General features: G+C 51.0%; 6 protein-coding genes. 5 read left to right on the forward strand and 1 reads right to left on the reverse strand.

The annotated features are described in order from the left end of the window. The coding region (gene deoC, locus AC1DUA_RS13025; RefSeq protein WP_477500164.1) for a deoxyribose-phosphate aldolase at positions 1-398 on the forward strand (398 nt) is incomplete at its 5' end. Here the strand turns inward: deoC and AC1DUA_RS13030 are convergent. Beyond that, the gene (locus tag AC1DUA_RS13030) at positions 361-1,365 is read right to left on the reverse strand and encodes a Na/Pi cotransporter family protein (protein WP_477500165.1); all 1,005 of its coding nucleotides are present in this window, start codon (positions 1,363-1,365) and stop codon (positions 361-363) included. The two genes, deoC and AC1DUA_RS13030, sit on opposite strands and share 38 nt — an antisense overlap. A gap of 118 nt (positions 1,366-1,483) precedes the next feature. Between AC1DUA_RS13030 and AC1DUA_RS13035 the strand changes: the two genes are divergently transcribed. The 4 genes from AC1DUA_RS13035 to AC1DUA_RS13050 all read left to right on the forward strand — a co-directional run. Beyond that, positions 1,484-2,860: a class I SAM-dependent rRNA methyltransferase gene (locus tag AC1DUA_RS13035; protein ID WP_477500166.1), complete on the forward strand. Its 1,377-nt coding sequence runs from the start codon at positions 1,484-1,486 to the stop codon at positions 2,858-2,860. Positions 2,861-3,347: 487 nt separating this feature from the next. Beyond that, positions 3,348-4,466: a citrate synthase gene (locus tag AC1DUA_RS13040; protein ID WP_477500167.1), complete on the forward strand. Its 1,119-nt coding sequence runs from the start codon at positions 3,348-3,350 to the stop codon at positions 4,464-4,466. 179 nt (positions 4,467-4,645) lie between these two features. Beyond that, positions 4,646-8,173 carry a helicase-exonuclease AddAB subunit AddB gene (gene addB / locus AC1DUA_RS13045; RefSeq protein WP_477500168.1) on the forward strand — a complete coding sequence of 1,176 codons (3,528 nt, stop codon included), beginning with the start codon at positions 4,646-4,648 and terminating at the stop codon, positions 8,171-8,173. 25 nt (positions 8,174-8,198) lie between these two features. After that, on the forward strand, positions 8,199-9,322 hold a 1,124-nt coding region (locus tag AC1DUA_RS13050), incomplete at its 3' end, for a UvrD-helicase domain-containing protein (protein ID WP_477500169.1).

The following is a 9,322-nucleotide window of genomic DNA, read 5'->3' on the forward strand; positions in this document are numbered from 1 at the left end:
CCGTACTTCCGATTGGTTTGCTGCTTGAAGGTCAATATGATGCTGTTCGTTCGGATATTAAACAAGTCGTAGATGCTGTTAAAGGTAAAGCGATTGTTAAAGTGATTATGGAAACAGGCTTTTTGAATGATGAACAAAAGATAGCGGCTTGCAAGCTTTCGGAAGAAGCAGGTGCTCACTTTGTGAAAACATCCACAGGCTTTGGTCCAGGTGGGGCAACAGTAGAAGATGTGCGTCTTATGCGTGCGAACGTATCGGATACGATTGGCGTCAAAGCATCGGGCGGCGTAAGAGATTTGCAAACGGCTGTTGCGATGATTGAAGCTGGAGCAACACGTTTAGGCACTAGCTCAGGCGTAGCTATTGTGAACGGAACTCAAGGCGTTTCCACATACTAAGATAACAAAAAGGCAAGGCGACCAGCGAACAGGCGACATTGAAGATTGTCTGCGAGCGAGCGATTTGTGACGATGCATCATCCGCCAGCAGGGCTGAAAGGCTGACAAGCTGATGGATGAAGGGGTAAAAAAGGATCGCGCCGCCAACGTTGAGCAGAATATGCGACCAGGCGACGTACCGCCCGGCGCGGGAGGAACTCATCCCGGCGATGAGTGCCGTCACACAGGTGCCTACATTGGCACCGATTGTGATGGCAATGCCCAGTTCGACGGGGATGCCTTGAATCGCAGCGAGGCCCATGGCCATCGCGATAACCGCTGCGCTGCTGTGCACCAGAGCCGTAACGGCTGCGCCGGCGAGGATGCCCCACAGCAAGCTTTGCTTGGCTTCCGTGACAAACCAAGCGAAGAGCCCGCGGGACTGCAGCGCAGGCCCGATTGTTTGCATGATCTCGATGCCGAGCAGCACGAGTGAGAAGCCCGCCACCGCCAGCGATCCGTAGCGGACGCTGCGCAGCCATTCGCGCCTGCCGGCAGGGGCGGCTGGTTCTTGCCCTCGCGCCGCAGATGGCGGCAAGGGGCCGGCCAACCAGCTCGCCATCCAGATGGCGGCGCTCACAAGCAGGATCGGCACACCGATCCCCCCGAGGCTGAGTCCGATCAGCTCGGTGGTGAGGCAAGTGCCGATGTTCGTGCCGAGAATGACGCCGAGCGTTCTCGGGAAGGTCAAGACGCCAGCGCCGACAAGGCCGATGGCGATGACCGTAATGGCGGTGCTGCTTTGCAGCGCCGCCGTGAGCACGGTGCCGGTGACGAGGCCGCGCACCGGCGTTCGGGTAAACCGCTCCAGCCATAGCTGGAGGCGGGGGCCGGCCCACATTTGAAGCGAAGTTTCCATAAGCTTCATGCCGAAGAGAAATAAAACTAACCCTGCAACCACAGGTAGGATAATGGTAGTCATCATCATAGCATTCTCCCTCGCAAATGAACTTTTCATTATCACTCAATATATGTGACCGTACAGACAAGCATGACAAGCACCAGAGAGACGGAACGGTATCACACAAAGGACGGCTAACTGATATATGGCAGCAGTATTTTTACATAAGAAACGTAAACCTCGTTTAGAGCAAGGTCACCCGTGGGTGTTCAAAAGTGAAATTGAGCGTGTAGACGGGGAAGTTGTATCGGGGCAGCTTGTTCCCGTGCAAACGCATCTGGGCCAGTATTTGGCGACGGGCTACTACAATGAAACTTCGCAAATAACGGTCCGAATTGTATCGTATAAGCCGCTTGAAGCAATGACGACGGACTTTTTCGTTGAGCGGTTCACACGCTGCTTGCAGCATCGCAGCCGCTTTGTGAAAGAGGCGAAATCTTACCGGTTGGTTTATGGTGAGGCAGACTTTTTACCGGGGCTTATTGTGGATAAGTTCGAGGATACACTCGTTGTACAGATTCTTACATTGGGTATGGATCGCTGCCGTGAGCAGATCGTTGCTGCACTCGTCCAAGTTGTAAAGCCGACAGGCATTTATGAGCGCAGCGACGTGTCAATCCGTGAGTTGGAAGGCTTGGAGCAAACCAAAGGCTTATTATACGGCGAATGTCCCAAACATGTGGATATTCTTGAAAATGGCCTGCGTATCCGCGTGGATATCGAGGAAGGCCAAAAAACCGGCTATTTCTTTGATCAACGGGAAAATCGCGCAGCTATTGCTCCATTGATGACAGGCTGGGGCTATCGCAGCGGCATCGAGCTTCAAGAAGTTGAGCATGAAGGTGCTGTGCAAACACTGCCAGTCAATGCGAACGGCAAAGTCGTGACATTCCCTTACTGGGATGGCGCCTCCGTGCTGGAGTGCTTCTCTCATACCGGCAGCTTTACCCTCAACGCTTGCAAATTCGGCGCGAAAAAAGTGACCTGTCTGGACATTTCCGAGCATGCCATTGAGAGCGCGAGAACGAATGTTGGTCTGAATGGTTTCCAAGACCGTGTCGAATTTGTTGTTGCCGATGCATTCGAATATTTGAGAACCCAAGTTAGAGGTTTGGATGAACGGAAAGTGCGCGCCAACGCTGGCACTGGCGCTCAAGGGAAGAAGATCGACACGTCCAAGCCGGTTGCTGAGGGCGGCAGGACATGGGATGTCGTCATTCTGGATCCTCCTGCTTTTGCCAAAACAAAAAGCGCAGTTGAAGGCGCATGCCGCGGCTACAAAGATATTAATCTGCACGGCATGAAGCTTGTGAATGAAGGTGGGTACCTAGTCACGGCGAGCTGCTCGTACCACATGCATCCTGAGCTTTTCCTGGAGACGATTCATGCGGCGGCGACGGATGCAGGCAAGCTCTTGCGTTTAGTTGAGTTCCGTGGAGCTGGCATGGACCATCCACGTATTCTTGGTGTGGATGAGGGACATTACTTGAAATTCGCGATTTTTGAGGTGCGAAGCAAATAGATTGAGAAGAGGCGGGGCCATTATGGCCTCGTTTTTGTTTATGCGCGTGGGGGGTTGAGAGCGCCGCCATGCGTCGGCTACAACGCACGCCAATGATTCGCACGCGTTGGGAGAAAGGAGCAGACAGCGATATGCTTCGGGCAGTTCGGGGAACTACGGGGCGCTATTTCGTAACATTTGGCTGGAATTCAGGCAATTGGGATGAAATAAGGCCATGTAGTTCCCATACGGCTGCCAAATCCCCACTATTGGACGAAATAGCGGACTGTAGTTCCTCCGAATGTTGACTAGGTTCGGCTCGGCTAAGTCAGGTCAGAGGAGTGAACGGGTGCAGTTTTCTTTTGCATAAACAAATATAATCACTAACATTAAGGTGAAATATTTAATTTATCATAACGAAAGAAAACGCTAATTGGATGAAAATGGCATATCCGAATATGATGAAGGAAAGCACTTTCACTCTGCACATCGAAAGGAAAATGACGATATGGCATCCGTAACTGGTTTGGACGGCATTATAGCAGCAGAAACAGAATTGTCCTTGGTTGATGGACAAAATGGGGTTCTCGTCTATCGCGGATACGAAGCGAAGGAGCTTGCCCTGCACAACAGTTTTGAGGAGGTCGCCTACTTACTGTGGCATGGGGAACTTCCGTCCACGGAGGCGCTGAGCGCATCCCTTAGACTATGGGCGCAACAACGCAGCATACCTGCGGAACTGAAGGCGGTACTGGATTTGCTGCCAGTAGAAAGCGAAATGATGAGCGTGCTTCGCACAGCTACCTCTGTTCTAGGCACAATTAGCCATCAGGAGGCTGAATGGCCGCTGCATTTTGAGAGGATTCTCGCTAACACCCTCATGCTGCCAACAATCATTGCTTATCATTATCGGAGATCGCAAGGGCTGACGCCAATTGAACCTGATCCGCAGTTAGATCATGTTGCCAATTATTTGTACATGCTGACAGGTTCCGTGCCGCAGCAGGTCCATGTGAAAGTATTAACTGCCTATTTGATCCTAGCTATGGAGCATGGGATGAATGCATCTACATTTGCTGGGCGTGTTGTGTTATCTACACAATCAGATCTTGCTTCTGCACTCTGCGCTTCCATTGGCGCAATGAAAGGGCCACTGCATGGAGGAGCGCCATCGGAAGTGCTTCATATGCTGGATGCGATTGGAGACAAAGGCAATGCGGAGGCGTGGCTGCGTGAAGAGCTGAAGGCAGGCAGAAAGCTCATGGGCTTTGGTCAYCGCATTTACAAAACAAACGATCCTAGAGCGGAAGCGCTTAGGCGCCTCATGACTGAACTGGCTGCTGAGGATCCATGGTTCGATTTGGCCATCCACGTAGAAAAGGTAGCTGTCGAGCTATTAAATGAATATAAGCCAGGCCGGAAATTGTATGTAAACGTGGAGTTTTATGCCGCAGCTGTGATGCGGGCGATTGCTCTTCCGACATCCCTCTTCACGCCAAGCTTTACACTGAGCAGAATGGTAGGATGGACGGCTCATCTATTGGAACAAACGAGCTGTAATCGTATTTTTCGGCCGCAATCGGTCTATATCGGCGAACTGCCGCAGTCGCTGCGGAGTCCTTCCTAACTAATTGAAGATTATCAAATTAAAGCCATTTTCTCTATCATGAATTTTCATGTTAGTGGGGATGGGCTTTTTGTTATGCCAGCGTAAGGCCCATCATCTGCCACGCCTCTTTTCTACCAAAAGTATGATAGAATAGATAAGATTGATATCTTTAGAGATCAGTTTGAAGGAGGCCCTGTATGTCTATTCGTTTCGTGATCGGCAGAGCCGGCAGCGGAAAAAGTGAACGTTGTTTAATAGAAATGAAACAGCAATTGGCGGCGGAACCGGAGGGCGATCCGCTTGTGTTATTAGTGCCGGAGCAAGCGACTTTTCAGGCCGAGCACGCCATAGTGTCAGATCCCGGCATTCGGGGGATGATTCGGGCTCAGGTGTTGAGTTTTCACCGTTTGGCATGGCGTGTCATGCAAGAAGAAGGCGGTACAGCGAGACTGCCGATTGATGATATGGGTAAGAAACTTCTGCTTACAAGCATTTTACATAAACAGAAAGAAAAGCTCCGCTTATTTGGCCACTCGGCTGAGCAAATGGGCTTTGTAGATCGTTTGAACCAGCTTTTTACGGAGATGAAAAGGTATTGTGTTACGGCTAAGCAGCTCGAATTGCATGAGCAGAAACGGGCTTCTGTGCTTGGGGAGAGCGGTCTGCTCCGAGATAAAATGCATGATATTCAGCTGATTTATCGCCAATTTGAATCGGAGTTATCCCAGCAGTATTTGGATGGCGAGGACTATTTGACGCTGCTGGCGGGGCAGATTCCGAATTCCGCTTATTTGCGGTCTGCATCGGTTTGGATTGATGGTTTTCATGGCTTTACGCCGCAGGAGTTTGCCGTGCTTGGCGCGTTATTTTCGACCTGCAAACAGGTGACGATTACGCTCTGCCTGGACCGGGAACTGCAAGCCGGGGATGCGCCGGATGAGTTGGATTTATTTCACCCTACAGCGACGACGATGGTTCGGTTGCAGGAGCTTATCTGGCAGCTTGGATTGCCGTCAGCGGAGGTTCATTTATTGGCGCCGGATCGTTCGCCACGTTATGACGACAGCCCGTTACTCGGGTATTTGGAGCGCAATTTTGACCGTCGTATTGGCGGTGGGGCTCATCGTTATAAACCGGCTGCATGTGAGAAAATCAGCGATCAGCTCGTGATTGCAGAGGCTGTCCATCGCCGTGCTGAAGTGGAAGGCGCAGTAAGGGATATGCTGAACCTGGTTCGTGARCATGGCGTGCGTTGGCGCGAAGTCGCCGTCATGGTTCGCAATATGGAAGGCTATCAGGATTTATTAAAAGCTGTTCTGACCGATTATGAAATTCCGCACTTTTTTGACCAAAAAAGGACGGTGCTGCATCACCCGCTGGTAGAATTTATTCGTTCGGCGCTGGAGGTTGTTCAGCATAATTGGCATTATGATGCCGTGTTCCGCTGCGTCAAGACGGATTTACTGCTGCCGAGCGAGGCGGCCGATCAGAGAACAGAGTTGGATAAGCTGGAAAACTATGTGCTTGCTTTCGGTATCCAAGGCTACAGATGGACGGATGGCAAGCCGTGGAGCTATAAGTTTCGGGCTAATCTAGAGCAGGCTGATGAAGGCGTTCAAGAGCAAACAGCTGAATTAGCCGCATTGAATAGAAGCAAAGAGTGGGTGGTGAAGCCGCTTCTCGCCTTTGCCAAACGCCTACAGCAAGCTGGGTCTGTTAAAGCGCAAGTTGAAGCCTTATATGAACTCTTGGTTGCTGTTCAGGCTCCGGAGAAACTGGAAGCCTGGAGTCAGCAAGCAATTCAAGAAGGCAAACCGGAAAAAGCCCGTGAGCATGGGCAAATGTGGAACAGTATCATGGAGATGCTGGATCAGTTAGTGGAGACGATGGGGGACGATGAGTTGTCCCTTGAGATTTTTAACAGTCTTGTTGAGACGGGCATGGAAAGCATGAAGTTAGGGTTAGTACCTCCCTCAATGGATCAATTATTGATCGGAAGCATGGATCGGACTCGCTCAAGCGGTATACGTTATGCTTACATACTAGGTGTGAACGATGGCGTTATCCCTGCCCAAATGCCGGAAAAAGGGGTTCTAACGGAAGCGGAACGGAGCGTTCTGATGGAATCTGGTCTTCCGATGGCGGATGGAAGCCGGCGGAAGCTGTTGGATGAGCAATTTATTGTTTATACGTCGTTAACTGTACCGGGTAAAAGACTGTGGATGAGCTATCCGCTAGCAGATGAAGAAGGCAAATCGCTCCTACCATCCGAGCTCATTAAACAAATGCGTCAGTTATTTCCCGGGACGGAGACACCGCTTTTGCTTGCTGAACCAGCTGCGGAATCTCCGGAAGATGAGCAGGCAGCCTATATGGCGCATCCGAATCAGGCGATCTCCTATCTGGCAGTGCGCATGAAACACTGGATGCTTGGCGGCCGCATGGCAGATCTATGGTGGGAGACGTACAACTGGTATGCAGATAAGCCCGAGTGGCAGATGAAGCTGCAATCGGTGGTTCAGGCGCTTCGTTATACGAATAAAGAGAACAAAATATCTTCCAAAACGAGCAAGCTGCTATATGGCCAAAATCTGCGGGCGAGTGTGTCACGCATGGAGAAATATGTGGCGTGCCCCTTCTCCCACTTCGTGTCCCATGGCTTAAGGCTGCAGGAAAGACGAGTTTACCGGCTGGATGCCCCGGATATCGGACAATTGTTTCATGCCGCATTGAACCAGTTTGTTCAAAGGCTGCAGCAGGATCAGCTTGATTGGGGATCGCTGTCAGCGGAGGAGTGCATGGAGCGCTCCGCACAAGTTGTGGATGAACTTGCCCCAAGACTGCAAGGGGAGATTCTGCTCAGTTCCAGTAGATATGCCTATATAGCGAGAAAATTGAAGCAAGTTGTAGGCAGAGCAGCTGTTGTGTTAGGCGAACATGCGAAACATGGCCAGTTTGTACCGTTAGGTCTGGAAATCGATTTCGGCCCAGGCAAAGAATTGCCTCCTTTAACCTTTGATTTAGAGAATGGCTGTACGATGGAAATCATTGGTCGAATCGACCGGGTGGATCGGGCGGATGGCGAGCAAGGCGTTCTGCTGCGAGTCATCGATTACAAATCAAGTTCGACCTCTTTGCAGTTATCTGAAGTGTATTACGGGCTGTCCCTGCAGATGCTTACCTATTTGGATGTCATCATTACTCATGCGGAACGTTGGCTGGGTATTGCGGCGAAGCCGGCAGGCGTGCTTTATTTCCATGTGCATAACCCGATGCTTCAGCAAAAAAATGCCTTGGACCCTGCGGCCGTAGAGAAAGAACTTCAGAAACGTTTTAAAATGAAAGGTTTAATCACGGCAGATGCTGAAGTTGCTGGATTGATGGATAATGAGCTGTTAAAAAGCGCGGGGCACTCGCAATTAATTCCCGTTGCTCTGAAGAAGGACGGAAGTTTCTATTCAAGCTCCTCCGTCGCCACAGATGAACAGTGGGATACGCTCAGGAAATATGTACGTAAGCAGGTAAAAGGAATCGGAACGAGCATTACCGATGGTCATGTGGACAYTGCCCCTTATCGACTAGGCAAAAAAACAGCCTGCTTGCACTGCTCTTATAAATCGATTTGCCAGTTTGATCCGTTGTTTGAAGGGAATGAACTCCATGTTCTGAAACAGCGGGGGAAAGACCAGCTCTGGTCCGAAATGGAGCATAATAGTAGCCCGTGATGAAGGCGGAAAGGAGTGTAACGAAGTGAATAAACAACAACAACAGCCAAAGCCTCCCGGCAGTACGTGGACGGACGATCAATGGGACGCGATTACGCTCAAAGGTCAAAATATGCTCGTTGCCGCTGCTGCAGGCTCAGGCAAAACCGCCGTACTCGTGGAGATCGCGCTGATGGGGCGCGCATCGATTACAACGCTGCATTCCTTTTGCTTAGAAGTTGTGCAGCGTTACTTCAGTCTCATTCGTCTCGATCCCGGTTTCCGGATTGCCAATGAGACGGAAGCGGAACTTATGCGCCAAGATCTGCTTGGCGAGATGTTAGAGGAATATTACGCGGAAAGCGGAGAGAACAGCGCCTTCTGGCGGCTGGTCGATTCGTTCAGCGGCGAGCGGAACGACGACGCGATCATGCAGCTTATTCAAAAGCTGTATGATGTGTCGCGCAGTCATCCGTGGCCGGAGCATTGGCTCAGAGCGACGGCTTCGATGTTCGGGGCGCCGGAGCCTGCGCCGCAGGAGGTGCCGGATGAGGCAGCCGCTGTTATGCAGGAGGCGCTGCCGTATGTTGCCGCTGCGTCGGCGCCTGCGGACTATGCGATCTGGGAGCAAAGTCTGATCCGCGACCTGGCTTTGGAGCTCGAAGGAGCCGCCGACTTACTGCGGCAGGCGATCGAAATCGCCGATTCACCAGGCGGGCCAGCTCCTTATTTGGACAATTTACGAGAGGATTTACTGCTCGTGAATAATTTACTGGAAACGACAACCTATCCGTGGTCCGTTCTGTATCTGGGTTTTCAAACCGTCGAGTTTGGCAAACTCAAAGCATGCAAAGGCGACGATTACGATAAAGCGTTGCAGGAAGAAGTYAAAGAGCTGCGCAATAAAGTCAAAGAGCAAATTAACAAAATGCAAGAGGAGCTGTTCGGTCGAACCCCTGAGCAATTCCATCAGGAAATTGCCGACATAGCACCGCTTCTACATACTTTAGTCGATTTGGTTGCGGATTTCGGACATCGTTATCAAGCAGGTAAACAAGCTAAAGGTTTGATTGATTTCGCTGATTTGGAACATTACTGTTTACAAATTCTGAGCGCGCCAGGCTCCATACCGGGTGAATTGGTTCCATCAGAGGCAGCTCAGGCTTACCG

The organism is Paenibacillus sp. 01T422 (assembly GCF_056398785.1).

Excerpts from the sequence above, each read along its gene's own strand:
- AC1DUA_RS13035 (WP_477500166.1), top strand. The coding sequence starts at position 1,484 with ATGGCAGCAGTATTTTTACATAAGAAACGTAAACCTCGTTTAGAGCAA.
- AC1DUA_RS13030 (WP_477500165.1), bottom strand. The coding sequence starts at position 1,365 with ATGATGATGACTACCATTATCCTACCTGTGGTTGCAGGGTTAGTTTTA.